This is a genomic window from Lonsdalea britannica, assembly GCF_002111595.1.
Taxonomy (GTDB): Bacteria; Pseudomonadota; Gammaproteobacteria; order Enterobacterales; family Enterobacteriaceae; genus Lonsdalea; species Lonsdalea britannica.
On sequence record NZ_LUTN01000002.1, the window covers coordinates 270,156 to 288,548 of the forward strand.

14 protein-coding genes are annotated in these 18,393 nt (G+C 51.0%); 9 read left to right on the plus strand and 5 right to left on the minus strand.

The annotated features are described in order from the left end of the window. Nucleotides 1-30: 30 nt before the first annotated feature. On the plus strand, nucleotides 31-1,047 hold the full coding sequence (rssB, locus tag AU509_RS02695) for a two-component system response regulator RssB (RefSeq protein WP_085651377.1): 1,017 nt from the start codon (nucleotides 31-33) through the stop codon (nucleotides 1,045-1,047). 204 nt (nucleotides 1,048-1,251) lie between these two features. Beyond that, entirely contained in the window at nucleotides 1,252-2,163 is a 912-nt protein-coding gene (galU, locus tag AU509_RS02700) for a UTP--glucose-1-phosphate uridylyltransferase GalU (protein ID WP_085651376.1), read from the plus strand. A gap of 132 nt (nucleotides 2,164-2,295) precedes the next feature. Here galU and hns read toward each other — a convergent pair whose 3' ends face one another. Together hns and adhE are read right to left on the minus strand one after the other, a co-directional pair. Further along, nucleotides 2,296-2,703 carry a histone-like nucleoid-structuring protein H-NS gene (gene hns / locus AU509_RS02705; protein WP_026739418.1) on the minus strand — a complete coding sequence of 136 codons (408 nt, stop codon included), beginning with the start codon at nucleotides 2,701-2,703 and terminating at the stop codon, nucleotides 2,296-2,298. A 1,242-nt stretch (nucleotides 2,704-3,945) separates the two neighbouring features. Further along, nucleotides 3,946-6,624: a bifunctional acetaldehyde-CoA/alcohol dehydrogenase gene (gene adhE / locus AU509_RS02710; protein ID WP_085651375.1), complete on the minus strand. Its 2,679-nt coding sequence runs from the start codon at nucleotides 6,622-6,624 to the stop codon at nucleotides 3,946-3,948. Between the two features lie 540 nt (nucleotides 6,625-7,164). On the opposite strand from adhE, the gene AU509_RS02715 reads away from it, so the two are divergent. The 6 genes from AU509_RS02715 to oppF all read left to right on the plus strand — a co-directional run bounded on the left by AU509_RS02715 (nucleotide 7,165) and on the right by oppF (nucleotide 14,115). Further along, on the plus strand, nucleotides 7,165-7,809 hold the full coding sequence (locus tag AU509_RS02715) for a YchE family NAAT transporter (RefSeq protein WP_099045357.1): 645 nt from the start codon (nucleotides 7,165-7,167) through the stop codon (nucleotides 7,807-7,809). 771 nt (nucleotides 7,810-8,580) lie between these two features. Beyond that, the gene (gene oppA / locus AU509_RS02720; protein WP_085651399.1) at nucleotides 8,581-10,185 is read left to right on the plus strand and encodes an oligopeptide ABC transporter substrate-binding protein OppA; all 1,605 of its coding nucleotides are present in this window, start codon (nucleotides 8,581-8,583) and stop codon (nucleotides 10,183-10,185) included. 83 nt (nucleotides 10,186-10,268) lie between these two features. Next, entirely contained in the window at nucleotides 10,269-11,189 is a 921-nt protein-coding gene (oppB, locus tag AU509_RS02725) for an oligopeptide ABC transporter permease OppB (RefSeq protein ID WP_085651373.1), read from the plus strand. A 12-nt stretch (nucleotides 11,190-11,201) separates the two neighbouring features. After that, nucleotides 11,202-12,110: an oligopeptide ABC transporter permease OppC gene (gene oppC, locus AU509_RS02730; RefSeq protein ID WP_085651372.1), complete on the plus strand. Its 909-nt coding sequence runs from the start codon at nucleotides 11,202-11,204 to the stop codon at nucleotides 12,108-12,110. 11 nt (nucleotides 12,111-12,121) lie between these two features. After that, nucleotides 12,122-13,114, plus strand: a complete 993-nt coding sequence (gene oppD, locus AU509_RS02735) for an ABC transporter ATP-binding protein (protein ID WP_085651371.1) — start codon at nucleotides 12,122-12,124, stop codon at nucleotides 13,112-13,114. Next, nucleotides 13,111-14,115: a murein tripeptide/oligopeptide ABC transporter ATP binding protein OppF gene (gene oppF, locus AU509_RS02740; RefSeq protein WP_094117589.1), complete on the plus strand. Its 1,005-nt coding sequence runs from the start codon at nucleotides 13,111-13,113 to the stop codon at nucleotides 14,113-14,115. Before oppD ends, oppF begins: the two co-directional genes overlap by 4 nt. Before the next feature lie 158 nt (nucleotides 14,116-14,273). On the opposite strand, the gene AU509_RS02745 is transcribed toward oppF, so the two are convergent. Then, entirely contained in the window at nucleotides 14,274-14,597 is a 324-nt protein-coding gene (locus AU509_RS02745) for an HI1450 family dsDNA-mimic protein (protein ID WP_085651369.1), read from the minus strand. 55 nt (nucleotides 14,598-14,652) lie between these two features. Continuing rightward, the gene (cls, locus tag AU509_RS02750; RefSeq protein WP_085651368.1) at nucleotides 14,653-16,113 is read right to left on the minus strand and encodes a cardiolipin synthase; all 1,461 of its coding nucleotides are present in this window, start codon (nucleotides 16,111-16,113) and stop codon (nucleotides 14,653-14,655) included. 201 nt (nucleotides 16,114-16,314) lie between these two features. On the opposite strand from cls, the gene AU509_RS17785 reads away from it, so the two are divergent. Further along, nucleotides 16,315-16,491, plus strand: a complete 177-nt coding sequence (locus AU509_RS17785) for a YciY family protein (RefSeq protein ID WP_099045355.1) — start codon at nucleotides 16,315-16,317, stop codon at nucleotides 16,489-16,491. On the opposite strand, the gene AU509_RS02755 is transcribed toward AU509_RS17785, so the two are convergent. Next, a complete protein-coding gene (locus AU509_RS02755; RefSeq protein WP_254901503.1) occupies nucleotides 16,479-18,275 on the minus strand; it encodes a methyl-accepting chemotaxis protein in 1,797 nt (598 codons plus the stop codon). The two genes, AU509_RS17785 and AU509_RS02755, sit on opposite strands and share 13 nt — an antisense overlap. Nucleotides 18,276-18,393: the final 118 nt, after the last annotated feature.

An 18,393-nucleotide genomic window follows, 5' to 3' on the forward strand; every position in this document is an offset into this window, starting at 1 on the left:
ATGAACAGACTGAGTTTTAAGGGGTAACTAATGGCACGACCATTAACGGGGAAAGAGATTTTAATCGTTGAGGATGAGGCTGTTTTCCGCTCTGTGCTAGCGGGTTATCTGACTTCACTGGGTGCCAACATCATTGAAGCGGACAACGGCCAGAATGCCTTCGATATGATTACTCACCAACAGCCGGATTTGATCATCTGCGATTTGAATATGCCTACGATGGGTGGATTTGAGTTTGTCGATCGATTTCGTCAGCAGAATACAGAAACGCCCATTCTGGTTATTTCGGCGACCAGTCATATGGCGGATGTGGCGAAAATATTACGGCTCGGCGTGCAGGATGTCCTGCTGAAACCGGTCAATGATTATAACCGATTACGTGAAACGGTAATGTCATGCCTCTATCCTGACATGTTTACTTCCCAAGTCAGTGAAGTCGACAAATTAATGCAGGATATGGAATCGCTGAATCAATGCCCGGCCGATGTCAACAAGCTTCTCGAGCAATTACAGCCGCCCGTTAATCAAACGATTGCCCAGTGTCGTATTAATTATCGGCAGCTAACCGTTGCGGATCATCCAGGGTTGGTATTGGATATCGTGGCGTTATCGGAAGATGAACTGGCTTTTTACTGTCTGGATGTGACACAGGCCGATCATAATAATGGTGTGGTGGCTGCATTGTTATTACGCGCATTATTCAATGGGCTGTTACGTGAGCACCTTACTAACCAGCAGCGGAAGCAACCTGAATTATCTATGTTGTTAAGACAAGTGAATCAATTGTTGCGCCATGCCGGGCTTAAAGGCGAGTTTCCATTATTGGTTGGGTATTACCATCACAGTGTAAAAAAACTGATTCTTATTTCTGCAGGATTACATGCGACGCTTAGCGTAAAAGAAAATCAGTTGATGCTGCACAGCGGTATTCCGCTGGGTGCAAAGGACAGCGCTTATCTCAATCAACTCGGCTATCAGTGCGAATCGTGGCAGTGTCAGATATGGGGAAGTGGTGGGCAGTTACGTTTAATGGTTTCTACGGATTAATCCGATGGTCACCGAGATAAGCATACTTCAACCTGTAGCGACGCATTGTGATTATTTGATTTTCTACAATTTGAGGGGTAATGCGCTTTCTTTTTCCGAGTATGAGTCAGTACCGGGCAATGCGTATCGGAACTGATATACTCAGTGCTTATGTTTAGAAGATAAATAAAGCTCATTATTTGAACGAAATATACGAGGTTGTTTATGTCAGCTGTCAATAAAAAAGTAAAAAAAGCGGTCATTCCTGTGGCCGGGCTGGGTACGCGTATGCTGCCAGCCACTAAGGCTATTCCTAAGGAAATGTTACCGCTGGTTGATAAACCTTTAATTCAATACGTAGTCAATGAATGTATTGCGGCAGGCATTAACGAAATTATTCTGGTTACGCACTCCTCCAAAAACTCGATTGAAAACCACTTCGATACCAGCTTTGAACTTGAAGCTATGTTGGAAAAGCGCGTTAAGCGTCAGTTGTTGGATGAGGTTAAATCTATTTGTCCTGAGCATGTCACTATTATGCAGGTACGTCAGGGCGTCGCTAAAGGCCTGGGGCATGCCGTATTGTGTGCTTACCCGCTGGTAGGCGACGAACCCGTAGCGGTTATTTTGCCGGACGTGATTATCGATGAATACGAAAGTAACCTGAAGAAAGACAATTTGAGCGAAATGCTACAACGTTTCGAAGAAACAGGACACAGCCAGATTATGGTTGAGCCTGTTGAAGACGTCAGCAGCTATGGCGTTGTGGATTGTCAGGGAAGGGCGCTGAAGCCCGGTGATAGCGCACCAATGGTTGGCGTGGTTGAAAAACCTAAAGCGGATGAGGCGCCGTCTAATTTGGCCGTGGTGGGGCGGTATGTCCTTTCAGATCAAATCTGGGACTTCCTGAAGAAAACGCCTCCGGGTGCGGGTAACGAAATTCAGCTGACCGATGCTATCGCCATGTTGATGGATAAAGAGACCGTTGAGGCTTATCACCTCAAAGGTATCAGCCATGACTGCGGTAATAAGCTGGGTTACATGTCAGCTTTCGTTGAATATGGGTTACGTCATAAAACGCTGGGTACAGAGTTCAACGAGTGGTTGAAAACTGCTGTTCAGGAAGAAAATAGCTAATTATTTTTAGCCCTCTGTGCAAGTACAGAGGCTTTCACCTTATCCCGCCCAGCGTAATTCTCCTGTCATCAAGATAAAAAAATACCCCCTGCATGCAGGGGGTATTTCATAAGAATTAATTATGTAATGCTATTACAGCAGAAAGTCATCCAGAGATTTACCCTGTTCTTCGATAGCTTTTTTGATCACTGCCGGAGTGCGGCCCTGACCAGTCCAGGTTTTGACTTCGCCATTTTCATCAGTGTACTGGTATTTAGCAGGGCGAGCAGCGCGTTTGCTTTTACCGGCAACTTTAGTAGAGCCTAAAGACTGAAGCAGTTCATTCGGATCGATACCGTCTGCAATTAACATATCGCGGTACTGCTGCAATTTGCGGGTACGTTCTTCAATTTCTGCCTGAGCTTGGCTTTCTTCTTCGCGGCGTTCATTAACCACGACTTCCAGTTTTTCCAGCATTTCTTCCAGCGTTTCCAGACTACATTCTCTTGCCTGGGCGCGCAGGGTACGGATGTTGTTTAGAATCTTTAGTGCTTCGCTCATTGTATTAGTCTCAAAATATATTTAATTAGTGGCTGTACGAGAGATAATAGAGCGCTATTTTATTTTCTGCAATAGGTAGATTTGTATTATCCCCAAAAATAACAAATCTAATACAGTCATCACGTATCGGGTGACCGATATAAATCTTTCAGAATTGCTAATACATTTGGTTACGTCCTGCTGGATGAATTATGGTCCGACCTGTTGTCACGGTTTGTTTAGCCAACAATTAATCGCAATTTGTCCTGTTTAAACGGCTCAATTACTCGCGCTGTCTCCGCAGGGAATAGCGTAAATGCTGCTCGCCTAAAGTCTCTTTAGTGAGATTGTTACAATCAATTCCAAATCATGACGCGTGATGTAGAGATCCTCACTGTATTTGATATCGGTCGAATTTATTTTAAGGCTAACCAGAGCCCAAAGACTCGTTCTTCGCGTAAATAAGCCAAGTGTTCCCAGAGAGAGGCTATTTACAATACAACGCAAAAGATTGCGCTATGGGCGCACTTCTTAGCCTGATGAACAACGTATCATGTGGATTATGAAGGTCTATTTAAAACCGAATAAGAAAAGAACCTCTGACCAGAACTATTGACTCATAAATTATATGTTGGCATCTCGCCATCCTTCATTCGGAAGGTCGCCATACGGCGTTACCCTTAATTTATCCATATTATTTTCACGCCAAATGAGTCCGCAGGTTAACGGTTTTATAGCAAAAGGTATGAAATAATTGAGTAACCCTAGGACATACTTACTTTTGTAACTATTGATATAAAGAAAATTTTATCCCGTCCACACTTTTCAGTTAAGTCATATTAATAAGCACCATGAATCTTTCGGCCTGACCGTTTCAACCTGAAATTGTGGTGTTTTTACTCCGTATTATGTTGGGGTGCATCACGTTACGTCGCGCATGTTAGTCGTGTTTCTGTGTTTAAAAGATTCACGCCTATGGCTAGGCATACACAAACGGCTCATCACGAACAACCACAGAATCTTAATTGGCGCAGGAGGGCGATACCTTCCCACTGATAAAAAATAACGCGTCAACGCTTCTCCCAGGCATATCCTTCCCATCCGTAGCCTCAATACAACGCTGGCGCCGTGTTCTTGTGACGCCACGTTCTTTTAGCCCTGCATGCAATGTCGGCTTATGTGCGGCTTTGCTGACGGTTAATAAAAAACCCCGCGTCAACGACACGGGGTTTGGAGAGTCACAACAGTGGGTATTTAATTAACTTACGATTTACCACTTTTGCGCTTTTTAGCGGGCGCTTTTGTTTGTTCAACGGCCGGGGCCGCGTCGTCTTGTTCTGAGAACGTGCGGCCATAATAACTATCCAGCAGAATTTGCTTCACTTCGACAATCAGCGGGAAGCGTGGGTTTGCTCCAGTGCACTGGTCGTCCAGAGCATCTTCAGACAGCTTATCCACTTTGGCCAGGAAGTCAGCTTCCTGAACGCCCGCTTCACGAATAGAAGCAGGAATACCCAGCTCTTTCTTCAGCGACTCCAACCAGCCCAGCAGCTTCTCAATTTTCTGCGCCGTCCGGTCGCCTGCTGCGCTCAGACCCAGATGATCGGCAATCTCAGCATAGCGACGACGTGCCTGCGGGCGGTCATACTGACTGAACGCCGTCTGCTTGGTCGGTACGTCATTCGCGTTATAACGAATAACGTTGCAGATCAACAGGGCGTTGGCTAGGCCGTGTGGAATATGGAACTCTGACCCTAACTTATGAGCCATGGAGTGGCATACGCCGAGGAAGGCGTTAGCAAATGCGATACCGGCGATAGTGGCGGCGTTATGCACACGCTCACGGGCAACCGGATTCTTGGCGCCTTCGTGGTAGCTTGCCGGCAGATTGTCTTTCAGCAGTTTCAATGCCTGCAAGGCCTGACCATCCGAGTATTCGTTAGCCAGTACGGAAACATAGGCTTCCAGCGCATGTGTTACCGCATCCAGACCGCCGAATGCACACAGCGATTTCGGCATATTCATCACAAGATTGGCATCGATGATGGCCATGTCCGGCGTCAACGCATAGTCTGCCAGTGGGTATTTTTGACCTGTCGCATCGTCGATGACGACGGCGAACGGCGTCACTTCTGAACCGGTACCGGAAGTGGTCGTAATCGCCACCATCTTCGCTTTGACCCCCATTTTGGGGAATTTATAGATGCGTTTGCGAATATCCATAAAGCGCAGAGCCAGGTCCGCGAAGTGTGCGTCTGGATGTTCATATAGTACCCACATGATTTTCGCCGCATCCATCGGGGAACCCCCACCCAGCGCGATAATCACATCAGGATTGAATACGTTCATCTTCTCCACGCCGCGTCGTACAACGCTCAGGGTGGGGTCGGCTTCCACTTCAAAGAACACGTCCACTTCCATGCCATGGCGTTTCAGCACGCTGGTGACCTGATCGACGTAGCCATTGTTGAACAAGAACGGGTCTGTGACGATGAAAGCGCGCTTGGCGCCTTCCGTCGCGATTTCTTCAAGCGCCAGCGGCAAAGCCCCCCGGCGGAAATAGATAGATTTGGGAATTTTGTGCCACAACATATTTTCAGCTCGCTTCGCTACCGTTTTACGGTTGATCAGGTGTTTCGGCCCGACGTTTTCTGAAATCGAGTTACCGCCCCATGAGCCACAGCCCAGCGTCAATGACGGCGCCAGTTTGAAGTTGTACAAATCACCGATCCCGCCATGAGATGCCGGGGTGTTGATCAGAATACGCGAGGTCTTCATTTTGTCGCCGAAGGTATCAATGCGCGCTTTTTCGTTGTCCTGATCGGTATAAAGGCAGGAGGTATGGCCGATACCGCCCATCGCGACCAGTTGCTCCGCTTTCGCTACCGCATCGTCAAAGTCTTTCGCGCGGTACATCGCCAGTGTCGGAGACAGTTTTTCGTGTGCAAACGGTTCAGATTCATCAATTTTACTGACTTCGCCGATCAACACTTTGGTTTTTGCCGGCACGGTGATGCCAGCCAGTTTAGCGATATCTGCAGCTGGCTGACCGACGATTGCGGCGTTCAGCGCGCCGTTTTTCAACAGGACGCCCTGAACGGCCGTCAGCTCCTGACCTTGCAGTAAATAGCCCCCATGGGAGGCGAAACGTTCACGTACGGCGTCATAGACGTCATCCACGACGACGACGGACTGCTCCGACGCGCAAATCACACCGTTATCGAAGGTTTTGGACATGAGGATGGAAGCCACCGCACGTTTGATATCCGCGGTTTCGTCAATTACGACCGGCGTATTGCCTGCGCCGACGCCGATAGCCGGTTTACCGGAACTGTAGGCTGCTTTCACCATGCCGGGACCGCCTGTCGCCAGGATCAGATTGATATCCGGATGGTGCATTAATTGATTAGACAGCTCGACGGAAGGCGCATCGATCCAGCCAATAATGTCTTTCGGCGCGCCCGCCGCAATGGCGGCTTGCAGCACGATATCCGCCGCTTTATTCGTGGCGTCTTTGGCGCGTGGGTGAGGGGAGAATATGATGCCGTTACGGGTTTTAAGACTGATTAATGCTTTAAAAATCGCCGTGGAGGTCGGGTTGGTCGTGGGGACGATACCGCAGATTAGACCGATAGGTTCTGCAATGGTGATGGTACCGAAAGCATCGTCGACGGACAGAACGCCACAGGTTTTTTCATCCTTGTAGGCATTGTAGATATATTCGGAGGCAAAATGGTTTTTAATCACTTTATCTTCGACAATCCCCATGCCTGATTCGGCAACGGCCATTTTCGCCAGAGGGATACGGGCATCTGCGGCAGCCAGAGCGGCAGCACGGAAAATGGTATCCACTTGCTCTTGTGAAAAGCTGGCAAACTTGCGCTGAGCGTGTTTTACACGTTCAACCAGTGCGTTAAGTTCTGCCACATTGGTTACGGCCATAATGATCTCCTGTAATTATTCAAACTCTTTCAGTCAATAGTTGCCGCTTAACGGGCAGTCACGTCTGTCGACATGCTGGTATTACGGGGGGCAATGCCGTGGCATCTGTCCGCGCCCCATTGACTCAAAGAGCTCGCGCTATACTCATTACCGAAGTCAACACGGGTCGTTGTTGGCTGCTGCTCTGCTACCCCCCATGGGGGGCTGAAGCCAAATACTTTTTTGGCTATTTATTCTGTGGGTCTCGTTTTAGCGATTGCGATCAGACTACAGGGTTATCAATCGTCTTTTTGTGATCCTGGTCCAATATTTTACCGGCTGACTCCATTCAGCTTATTTTGATTGATAGTTAAAACCAATCAAAATCAGGTCATTTCGAAAAGTTAACGTTTTTGGTTGAAAAGTGTATTTACCTGTTTATTTTACTTACATAGAAAAAAACAGAGGAATATTCGATTATCGAGAGGGACGTGTCGTCTTATTTTCATTACAATGCGCCCGTAATTCTCTTATCTTCCTGAAGACTGTCTGAGGTGCGGTGTGATGCATTCTGTGCTGGATTTTTCCAGTTTTATAAAATTTTTCGTCGGCTTATTCGCCCTCGTTAACCCTATCGGCGTTTTACCCGTATTTATAGGGATGACCAGTTATCAGGATAATAATGAACGAGACAGAACGAATTTAACGGCGAATGTTTCCGTTGTTCTTATTCTCTGGGTCTCCTTATTTTTCGGTGATGGCATTCTGCGGTTGTTCGGTATTTCCATTGATTCATTTCGTATCGCCGGGGGCATTCTGGTGATGACGATCGCGATGTCGATGATTGGCGGTAAGCTGGGTGAGCATAAACAGAATAAGCAGGAAAAAACGGAAAACGCCAACCGCGAAAGCGTTGGGGTCGTCCCTTTGGCGCTACCGCTCATGGCGGGACCCGGTGCTATCAGCTCCACCATTGTATGGAGCTCTCGATATCATGGTTGGCCCAACCTGGTTGGGTTGTCATTAACCATCGCCCTGTTTTCATTTTGTTGTTGGCTATTATTTCGTGCCGCCCCAATGCTTGTCCGGCTACTGGGGCAAACCGGTATTAACGTCGTCACTCGTATCATGGGCTTATTACTGATGTCGCTCGGTATCGAATTTATTGTGACCGGCCTGAGATCGACGTTCCCCGGATTGTTATAAGCGCCGTTTCTATTATCTGATTATTCGATCACTGGACTTACCGGCTGTCGCCCATGCGTCAGCCGGTTTTTTATATAAAAAATATTGATGGTTTATTGAGGCGGAGCGAAACAAATAACGGCATGGATCTTGATGTTAGCGTGCGAGGTTGAGACCGCGCACTCTGTTTTTTGTGATTATCCCCACAGTCATTGACGAATGATTATCAAAAGTGACACGCTGAGCTCTGTAGGAGCAAATGCGTGAATCAGTAATAACAACTTCTTATGGTAGGTTGATATCCTGTTTTACATAAAAAATAACCTACATAACGCTATAATTTTAATGTGATGACGGAAGGCTTTGTTCATATTTTCCGCAGAGTTTTCTCACAATAGAAAATTAAGTAACAGCACGTGAATTCTATTGGCGTAGCGTCATTCTTTTGCTAGCGTCGGCTTGATTAGGTGTTTAATCATTACTAAAGGTAAGTTAATTTAAACTTACCATGCCGTTTCTCTTCAGCCATTTTTCTCAGGGGATAGCGAGACGCTGCGTTTCTCTGTAAACGGCGAGGTTAGGGTAGACGCATGACTGAGACTCGATGAGCCTGATTTCATTGCTGGGGAACGCATTGTGTTCCTTAATGATGAAAACGATAGGGGCAGCACGTGGCGACCATCAGACTCGTTCCCTGAAAGCGCCGCGTGGTGGGTCGACGTCGTGCAATAAAAAAGCACAACAGGAGCATAATCAACAATGGCAAAACTCAGATTTCAACCGCGGCGGTTCATGACGGCACTGGGCATGTTTAGCGCAGCAGTATCGATGTCGAGCTGGGCTGCCGTGGTCCCGCCCGGTGTGCAGCTGGCGGATAAACAGGAGCTGGTGCGAAATAACGGCGCAGAAGTTGCGTCGCTGGACCCGCATAAAATCGAAGGCGTACCGGAAACCAATGTGTCGCGCGATCTGTTGGAAGGGCTGGTCAACACCGACCCCGACGGGAAGATCATTCCTGGCGTGGCGGAAAGCTGGGATAACCAGAATTTTACGGTCTGGACCTTCCATCTGCGTAAAGATGCCCGTTGGTCTAATGGCGATCCGGTGACCGCAGACGATTTTGTATATAGTTGGCGGCGAGTGACCGATCCAAAAACGGCTTCTCCCTATGCCTCTTACCTGCAATTCGGCCATATCGTGAATATTGACGATGTGGTGGCCGGTAAAAAAGCCACCGATACGTTGGGCATTAAGGCGCTAGACGATCACACGCTACAGGTCACATTAAGTCAGCCGGTCCCTTATTTCTATAAATTGCTGGTCTATCCGGCGACCTTCCCGGTATATAAAAAAGCCGTCGAAAAATTCGGCGAAAAATGGACGCAGCCTGCAAACTGGGTCGGTAACGGTGCCTATAAGCTGAAAGAGTGGGTGGTCAATGAGAAACTTGTGCTTGAGAGAAACCCCAATTATTGGGACAACGCGCATACCGTCATCAACAAAGTCGTTTACCTGCCTATCACTTCGGAAGTGACCGACGTCAATCGCTATCGCAGCGGTGAAATCGACATGACCTATAATTACCTTCCGATCGAATTGTTCCAAAAATTAAAAAAAGAGATCCCGAGCGAAGTTCACGCCGATCCTTATCTGTGCACCTATTATTTCGAAATCAATAATCAGAAAGCGCCGTTTAATGATGTCAGAGTGCGCAACGCGCTGCGTCTGGGACTCGATCAGGACATCCTGACCAACAAGGTAAAAAATCAGGGCGATACGCCAGCCTTTGGTTACACCCCGCCATATATTGATGGTATGGCCGTGTTGAAACCGGAGTGGGCAAGCTGGTCTCAGCAGAAACGTAACGAAGAAGCGAAAAGATTATTGGCCGAGGCCGGCTACAGCGCGGAAAAACCGCTGACTTTGACACTCCTGTACAACACCTCCGATTTACATAAAAAGATGTCGATTGCGGCGGCGTCAATCTGGAAAAGCAATATCGGCGTCAATGTAAAACTGGAAAATCAGGAATGGAAAACCTTCCTGGATAATCGACATCAGGGCAATTACGACCTGGCGCGGGGCGGATGGTGTGCGGATTACAACGAGCCGTCCGGCTTTTTGAATAGCATGGTCTCTAACAGCAGTAGTAATACCTCGCACTATAACAGTCCGCGGTTTGACCAATTGATGGATAAAGCGCTGGCGGCAAAAACCGATGCTGAACGAGCCGCACTTTATCAGCAGGCGGAAGCGCAGCTGGATAAGGATGCGACGATCGCGCCAATTTATTATTACGCCAATTTGCGGTTGGTTAAACCGTACGTCGGCGGATTGACCGGGAAAGATCCGCTGGACTACGTAAAAGTCAAAGATCTTTACATTATCAAACAATAAGCTCATTGCTGCCGCGCCAGCACGGGCGGCAGCCTTGCAATAATAAAAACCGCTTTTTTTGACCGGTTTGATAGGTAAGGCCCATGCTTAAATTTATTTTTCGTCGGTGTCTGGAAGCGATACCGACACTCTTCGTACTCATCACCCTCTCTTTCTTCATGATGCGGCTTGCCCCCGGCAGTCCTTTTACCGGCGAGCGCAATCTCCCGCCGGAAGTCATGGCCAATATCGAGGCCAAATACCATCTGAACGATCCTATTCTCACGCAGTATGGGCACTATTTAGTGCAGCTCGCGCACGGGGATTTCGGACCCTCGTTCAAATACAAAGACTATTCGGTGAACGATCTGGTGCTACGCGCCTTTCCTGTATCAGCCAAACTTGGCGCCGCTGCGTTTCTGCTGGCTATCATTTTGGGCGTATCCGCGGGCGTGGTGGCGGCGTTAAACCAGAACGGGAAATGGGACTTTACGGTGATGGGATTTGCGATGACGGGCGTGGTGATCCCGAGCTTTGTCGTCGCGCCGCTACTGGTATTGGTCTTCGCGATCATACTGAAATGGCTGCCTGGCGGTGGCTGGAATGGCGGGGCGCCCAGATACATTATTTTGCCGATGGTCGCGCTTTCGCTCTCTTATATCGCCAGTATTGCCCGCATCACACGCGGTTCCATGATCGAAGTGTTGCATTCCAACTTTATTCGTACCGCGCGCGCTAAAGGATTGCCGATGCGCAAGATTATCCTGCGCCACGCGCTGAAACCGGCGCTGTTGCCGGTGTTGTCTTACATGGGGCCCGCCTTCGTCGGCATCATCACGGGATCGATGGTCATAGAGACTATTTTCGGCCTGCCGGGTATTGGCCAACTGTTCGTCAATGGCGCGCAGAACCGAGACTACTCGCTAGTGTTGAGCCTGACCATTTTGGTCGGGGCGCTAACCATTTTGTTTAACGCGATTATTGACGTGCTGTACGCGGTAATCGACCCCAAAATTCGCTATTAAGTCGAGGCGCAGATGTTTTGGAATAAAAAAAATCGTGATGCGTTGGACCGCTTTAGCGAACAGCTGGATGTGGAAGGCCGCAGTCTGTGGCAGGACGCCCGTCGCCGTTTCATACATAACCGCGCGGCGCTGACGAGCCTTCTGTTACTGTTATTAATCACGCTGTTTGTTGCGATCGCGCCGCAATTTTCTTCGTTTGATTATGCCGATACGGATTGGAACATGATGTCGGCCGCGCCGGATAGGGCGAGTGGACACTATTTCGGCACGGACTCTTCAGGACGCGATTTGCTGGTACGCGTGGCCGTGGGCGGTCGGGTATCGCTGATGGTGGGCGTGGCTGCGGCGTTAGTGGCGGTCGTGGTAGGCACGTTGTATGGCGCGTTGTCCGGTTACATGGGCGGGGCGGTCGACTCGATCATGATGCGTATTCTGGAAATTCTGAACTCATTTCCTTTTATGTTTTTCGTGATTCTTCTGGTGACGTTTTTTGGGCAGAACATGCTCTTGATTTTTGTCGCCATCGGCATGGTGTCGTGGCTGGACATGGCGCGCATTGTCCGGGGGCAGACGCTAAGTCTCAAGCGCAAAGAGTTTATCGAGGCTGCGTTGGTCGGCGGCGTGTCGACACGCGGCATCGTCCTCAGACACATCGTCCCGAACGTGTTGGGCGTGGTTGTGGTATATGCCTCGTTGCTGGTTCCTAGCATGATCCTGTTTGAATCCTTCCTGAGTTTTTTGGGGTTGGGCACGCAAGAACCCATGAGCAGTTGGGGCGCGCTCTTGAACGATGGCGCCAACTCGATGGAAGTGGCGCCTTGGTTGTTGTTCTACCCGGCGGGTTTCCTGGTGGTGACGCTGTTCTGTTTCAACTTTATCGGCGATGGCTTACGTGACGCCCTCGATCCGAAAGACCGCTGAGGAGAGGCGAGATGATAACAACGACACAATCCCGCGAACCGCTGCTCAGCGTCAACGACCTGCGGGTCGTCTTTAATACGCCGGATGGCGCGGCCACGGCGGTGAATGACCTGAACTTCTCGCTCCATGCGGGCGAAACGCTGGGCATCGTGGGCGAATCGGGTTCCGGAAAGTCGCAGACAGCGTTTGCGCTGATGGGGCTACTGGCGGCTAATGGGAAAGTGAGTGGCTCCGCGTGCTTCGACGGACGCGAGATACTCAACCTACCAGAATCTCAGCTTAATCGTCTGCGTGCCCAGGAGATCGCCATGATTTTTCAGGACCCGATGACATCCCTGAATCCTTACATGCGCGTAGGCGAGCAGCTGATGGAAGTCCTGATGTTGCACAAAAAACTGAGTAAACATGATGCTTTCGCCCAGTCAGTGCAGATGCTGGATGCGGTGAAAATGCCGGAAGCGAAAAAGCGGATGCGTATGTTTCCGCATGAGTTTTCCGGAGGAATGCGTCAACGCGTCATGATTGCCATGGCCCTGTTGTGCCGGCCCAAACTGCTGATCGCCGATGAGCCCACGACGGCGCTGGACGTGACCGTGCAGGCGCAGATCATGACGCTGCTCGGCGAGCTACAGCAAGAGTTCAATACGGCCATTATTATGATCACGCATGATCTTGGCGTGGTCGCGGGGATCTGCGACAAAGTGCTGGTAATGTACGCTGGACGCACAATGGAATACGGGTCCGCGCGCGATATTTTTTACACGCCGACGCACCCATATTCGATCGGGCTGTTGAATGCGGTGCCGCGGCTGGATGTCGAGAATGACGTGTTGGCGACGATCCCCGGTAATCCGCCAAACTTACTGCGATTGCCGTTGGGATGTCCTTTCCAACCGCGTTGTCCGTACTCCTTGCCGGAGTGCGAGCAGACGCCCGTGTTGACCGAGTTTGAAGAGGGGCGGATGCGCGCCTGCTTCCGTCGTGTCGAGGAGGTGACGCTATGAGTTCAATAGGACAACGCAAGACGCTGCTTGAGGTCGATGACCTGAAAGTCCATTTCGATGTGCGCAGCGAAAAACAGTGGTTCTGGCAGCCGCCTCAGAAATTAAAAGCGGTCGACGGCGTCTCTTTCCGTCTTTATGAAGGAGAAACTTTAGGGATCGTCGGCGAGTCCGGCTGCGGCAAATCAACATTGGCGCGGGCCATCATTGGGCTGGTCAAAGCCAGCGGCGGCAGAATCAGCTGGTTGGGGCAGGATCTGCAGGGATTCAACGACAAACAATGGCACGATGTGCGTAGCGATATCCAGATGATATTTCAGGACCCGTTGGCGTCGCTGAATCCTCGGATGACGGTAGGTGAAATCATCGCGGAACCGCTTAAAACCTATCGTCCGGCGCTTTCCCGTGCCGACGTCAAAGAGCGGGTCAAGACGATGATGAAAAAAGTCGGACTTCTGCCGAGTCACATCAACCGCTACCCGCATGAGTTTTCCGGCGGCCAATGCCAACGCATCGGCATCGCTCGGGCGCTGATTTTGCAGCCCAAGCTGATTATCTGCGACGAGCCGGTTTCCGCGCTGGATGTGTCTATACAAGCTCAGGTGGTAAATCTGTTGCAGCAGTTGCAGCGGGAAATGGGGCTGGCGCTAATCTTCATCGCTCATGACCTGTCGGTCGTGAAGCATATTTCCGATCGTGTTCTGGTCATGTATTTGGGACATGCGGTGGAGCTGGGCACAGACAGCGCGCTATATCGCAATCCGCTGCATCCCTACACTCGGGCACTGATGTCGGCCGTGCCGATCCCGGATCCGGACAAAGAGCGCAACAAGCAGATTCAATTGCTGGAAGGGGATCTTCCTTCCCCCATCAACCCGCCGTCGGGCTGCGTATTCTGTACGCGCTGTCCGATCGTCGGCCCCGAGTGCAGCCAAACGCGTCCGCAATTAGAAGGCGGAATTGAGCACGCGGTCTCGTGTCTTAAAGTCTCGCCTTTGTCGTAATTCAAGGTTGTACGGTCGCGTTTGTACCAGCCTCTCCCTGTTGGCAGGGAGAGGCTATCGCCGCACAGCGCCTGCTATGTTGCAGAGTAGGAAAGAGGCTTAGCTTGCGGCGACGTTGGCGGCCTGATTCAGGCCGGAGTGACACTGAAAAAGAGGGATTACGCTTTCCACAAAATGTGGCACAGCTTATGGTCTTTTTCGCGGCAAATCAGCACGCGAGCAAACACATCATTAATTTCCGCGTCTTCGCTTTCGGCCAGGCCGATCACAACTTCACAGAAAAAGTCCGGATTCAGATCGAAATCGACGTGCTCCTGCCAGTCTTCTGCCGGGTCAAACAGTTCGGCGCCGCCGCGCTCCTCAAACTGCAGGTTAAACAGCAAGACGTCAGCGGGGTCGAGATTATCCGGGGCTAACTCCAGAAAGATGTCATATGCCTGCTCCAGCGCTTCATCTTCAGTCAGGCGGTTATTTAAATCCATGAGACAGTCCTATTCATCCACAAGGCGTGTTATTAGACCATGAAGGGCACGGGGTTTACAGCAGCGGGCTGAAAAAGTAGAACAGGCGCTCAACAATGCGCTGCCAATAGGGCCGCTTTTGCCATTTCCCTTCTTCCAGCCGGCGCGAACGGGCGATGTAGTCGTCCTGCACACAGGCCAAGTCGTTGCCGAAGTCCGCATCGTCAATCACCATCGTGATCTCAAAATTGAGCCACAGGCTGCGCATGTCGAGATTGACGGTGCCGACCAAACACAGCTGATCGTCGACCAGGACGCTTTTGGTATGCAGCAACCCACCCTGGAACTGATAGATTTTTACCCCGGCGCTGAGCAGTTCGCTGAAAAAGGCTTTACAGGCCCATCCCACCAGAACCGAATCGTTTTTGTGCGGCACGATGATATTGACGTCTACGCCTCGCTGCGCCGCCGTGCAGATGGCGTGCAGCAGATCGTCGCTGGGAACGAAGTAGGGCGTCGTCATGATCAGACGGCGGCGGGCGGCGTAAACGGAGGTCAGCAGCGCCTGATGGATCATGTCCTCAGGGTAGCCGGGCCCGGAGGCAATGACCTGAATGGTATGACCGCTCTCTTGCTCAAACGGCATGATGTTGACGTCCGGCGGCGGCGGCAGCACGCGTTTACCGGTCTCCATCTCCCAGTCACAGCTGTAAATCACGCCCATCGTCGTGGCGGCGGGCCCTTCCGCGCGGACCATCAGATCGATCCACTGTCCGACGCCAGCCTCCTGCTTGAAGTAGCGGGGATCGACCATATTCATACTGCCGGTATAGGCGATGCGGTTGTCGACCAGAATGACTTTGCGGTGCTGGCGCAGATCCATCCTGCGCAGGAATGCACGGAAAATATTGACCCTCAGCGCTTCAACCACCTCAATGCCCGAGGTGCGCAGGATGTCCGGATACGTGCTGCGCAAAAAGGTTCTGCTGCCCGCGGAGTCCAGCAGAATACGGCAGTGGACGCCTCGTTTCGCCGCCGTCTGCAACGCGGCCATGACCTCATCGACGAGCCCGCCCTGTTGCCAGATATAAAACACCATTTCAACATTGTTGCGCGCGAGTTCAATGTCGCGCACCAAGGCTTTGATGGTGTCTGGAAAGGAGGTGATGAGCTGTAGCTGGTTGCCTTTGACGCCGGCGATCCCTTGACGTCGCTCGCAAAGCTGAAACAGGGCGCTCGCGACTTCGCTGTTTTCGGTGGCGAAAATTCGGCTGTAACTTTTGAGTTCTCGCAGCCACTTTGCGGTGGAGGGCCACATTTTGCGAGCGCGTTCGGCGCGTTGTTTACCCAGATGCAGTTCGCCGAAAGACAGATAGGCGACGATACCAAAAAGCGGAAGGATAAAAATCACCAGCAGCCAGGCCATGGCGGAGGGAACAGTCCGTCGTTTCATCAAAATGCGCAGCGTGACGCTGGCGATTAACAGCCAATAGCTGAATACCAACATCCAGCTCAATACCGTATAAAAAGTAGTCATGGCAAAGCGCACCGTTCCCTTCAGCGAATGCTTATCAGCAAAGTGTACGCATAGTTGACCGAAAGAGGAAATGTCTTGAGTCTGAATAGAATAGGCGACGACTGACGGCAATACGGGGCGAAAAACGCAAAGACGACTTGGATGATGCGGTCGGGGGCGTATAATGTGCGGCGTTCCGCTTTCTGACAAAAAGAGTCTTCCATGAAACGCAGCCCTAACGAAGTCAGCCGCTGGCGTATGCAACGCCAGGTTCAGCGCCGCCGACGCCGCTGGCTAGAGGCCCAGTCCCGCGGCTATCGTCATATCCACTCCGCTCGCTATTTACAGCAGAAGAAACAGCGCCGTGCGCTGCTCTACGCCGTCGCCTACGAATGGTAATCCGCTGACGCGATTGGGTTTTTCACCGACAAAACGCTAACTCTGGCTTGAGGCTCCGATGGATGCCCGTCTGCCATAACGCTGGCATTTGACACCGCGTGTCGTTCTGGCGCGGAATAATCCACCTCATTCTGCGAGGGTTCCGGCAAACGGAACACCGAGACGGCGCTATTTAACTGCGCCGCCTGCTGTAACAACGACGAGAAGGTGTCGGCCGACGCGGCGACCTGACCGGCATTTTGCTTCACGGATTCATTCAATGAGCTAATGCGATGCGTGACCTCGTGAATGCTGCGGTTTTGTTGCTGCGCAATCGTCGTTATCTCATTCAGAAACGAACTCGTTTCTCTCGCCGCGCGAATAATGTTCTGCAAGCTGTCATTGAGTTGATTAACTCGCTGCGCACCGCTGGATACGCTCTGATCCGATTGACTGATCAGGGCGTTGATATTCTGCGCCGAGTGACTGCTTTGTGACGCCAATGTGCCGATTTCACGCGCCACAACCGCGAAACCACGTCCTTGAACGCCCGCCCGTGCGGCTTCGATTGCCGCATTCAATGACAGGATATGCGTCTGGAAGGCGACATTGTCGATCAGGCTGATGACATCGGTCATTTGCTGGCTGCGATCGGATATTGCCCGCATGGCGACCCTGACGTCGTCCATCATTTTCTCGCCTTTTCCGGCGATGTGGCTGGTTTCTTCGGCGTGTCTACTGGCTTGCTGCGTATGCCGCTCGTGTTTTTCCAAGTGCTGGTTAAGTTCCTCAACGTGTTCTGTCGCCGCGCGCAGTTCTTTGAACTGACATTCGGCCTGCGTTGATAGTTTTTGGTTGTCGTCATTGGCCTGAGCAACGTGGCCCAACATCGTTTCCATTCCTTCGCGGACTTGATCGATCAGGGTGACCAGCCCGGTCTGCATCACGATAATGCTCTGACTTAACTGATTAATCTCCCGTGCAGTGCGACCACTTTGCGTCAGCGGTTGAGAAAGGTCGCCTGCGGCAATGTTTTGGAGATGCTGGTGGATATGGTGCAGCGGTCGGACGATCAGGCGCGTCACGCCGGACCACACCAGCGCCGCAATCACCAGCAGGGCGGCAAGCACCGCGATAAACACGGTTTGCGTCCGGTCCAACTGACCGATCAACTGCTGAGCGGTTTGCTGCTGACGCTGATCGCTGTCCTTGAGATATCTGGCATAACTTTGGGTGAACATATTTTGATAAGCCTGAATGGGCACCGCAAAGAAAATATCGATTTCGTTGGTCTGTTTAATGCCTTGCGCTAACTCAACCAGACCGTCGTAAAGCTGCTGATAATGGGTGGTCAACTCGGAAAACGCCGCGTCGCGCTGGTCGGAAGGCACCGCGTTCATTAACTGCTGATAGTGCGACTTCGCCAGTTTTAATGAGGTTTCGGCTTCTTCCATCAGGCTCTGCCAGCTGCCAACCGAGCCACTCTCCTTATCATAAAGCAGGTAAATGCCCGCCCGGTTAAGTTTATCGCTGGCGTTCATGACCTCCATGCGGGTCTGATCCATCAATGCCTGTTGTTGTCCCTGAATATCCTGTGTGTGGCTGCCTTGCTTTACCTGTGTCACGGTCTGCGAGAGGACGCCGATGGACAGCAGCTGCAGTAGGGAAAATAAACCGATGATCAAGATCAGGCCGGAAAGAAAGCTGGGGCGGAACTGCGACAGTCTGCGGAATAGTCCGTTACGGTGCGATAGGCGAGCTGCATGGTGATAGGTCTCTTCAATCAAAAAAGATAGTATCGCCACCGTACCATTGCTTAATGACCAAATTATTTCATAGGGTTAGCATTGCTTCACGCGTGATAATTTGCCGTTTGATAAGAGATACTGGGCTTGTCGCTGTAGACATCCCGAGACGATTGAT

Excerpts from the sequence above, each read along its gene's own strand:
- rssB (WP_085651377.1), top strand. The coding sequence starts at position 31 with ATGGCACGACCATTAACGGGGAAAGAGATTTTAATCGTTGAGGATGAG.
- oppC (WP_085651372.1), top strand. The coding sequence starts at position 11,202 with ATGTTTTGGAATAAAAAAAATCGTGATGCGTTGGACCGCTTTAGCGAA.
- hns (WP_026739418.1), bottom strand. The coding sequence starts at position 2,703 with ATGAGCGAAGCACTAAAGATTCTAAACAACATCCGTACCCTGCGCGCC.
- oppD (WP_085651371.1), top strand. The coding sequence starts at position 12,122 with ATGATAACAACGACACAATCCCGCGAACCGCTGCTCAGCGTCAACGAC.
- adhE (WP_085651375.1), bottom strand. The coding sequence starts at position 6,624 with ATGGCCGTAACCAATGTGGCAGAACTTAACGCACTGGTTGAACGTGTA.
- oppF (WP_094117589.1), top strand. The coding sequence starts at position 13,111 with ATGAGTTCAATAGGACAACGCAAGACGCTGCTTGAGGTCGATGACCTG.
- cls (WP_085651368.1), bottom strand. The coding sequence starts at position 16,113 with ATGACTACTTTTTATACGGTATTGAGCTGGATGTTGGTATTCAGCTAT.
- galU (WP_085651376.1), top strand. The coding sequence starts at position 1,252 with ATGTCAGCTGTCAATAAAAAAGTAAAAAAAGCGGTCATTCCTGTGGCC.
- oppB (WP_085651373.1), top strand. The coding sequence starts at position 10,269 with ATGCTTAAATTTATTTTTCGTCGGTGTCTGGAAGCGATACCGACACTC.
- AU509_RS02745 (WP_085651369.1), bottom strand. The coding sequence starts at position 14,597 with ATGGATTTAAATAACCGCCTGACTGAAGATGAAGCGCTGGAGCAGGCA.
- AU509_RS17785 (WP_099045355.1), top strand. The coding sequence starts at position 16,315 with ATGAAACGCAGCCCTAACGAAGTCAGCCGCTGGCGTATGCAACGCCAG.
- oppA (WP_085651399.1), top strand. The coding sequence starts at position 8,581 with ATGACGGCACTGGGCATGTTTAGCGCAGCAGTATCGATGTCGAGCTGG.